1 pseudogene is annotated in these 345 nt (G+C 58.8%); it reads right to left on the reverse strand.

Features of this window, described 5'->3' with window-relative positions:
- Positions 1-345, reverse strand: a pseudogene (panS, locus tag RTW80_RS28005) (ketopantoate/pantoate/pantothenate transporter PanS); the annotation flags it as partial.

The following is a 345-nucleotide window of genomic DNA, read 5'->3' on the forward strand; positions in this document are numbered from 1 at the left end:
GGCCGGAGTTCTGCATCCCCACTTCGATCGCCAGCGTGCGGCAGGTGGATTCGTCAAAGCCAAACAGCTTTCCGCCCCAGTAACCGCCCAGCAGACCAATAGTGTTATGCAGCACAACCGCGACGATCACCACAAAGCCCACCGAAGCAATGTGCGATGCGGAACCGGCTACCACGGCGCTGATAATGGCCAGTATGCAGACCATCGAAAACGCGGGCAGATACGGCTCAACCGCTTTCACTACCCGCGGGAAGAGATGGTGGATCACCAGCCCCAGCGCAATCGGGATCACCACGATTTGCAGGATGCTGAGCAGCATGCCCATCACGTCCACCTGGATATGCG

The organism is Escherichia sp. AM3 (assembly GCF_032029835.1).
GTDB classification, from domain to species: domain Bacteria; phylum Pseudomonadota; class Gammaproteobacteria; order Enterobacterales; family Enterobacteriaceae; genus Escherichia; species Escherichia coli.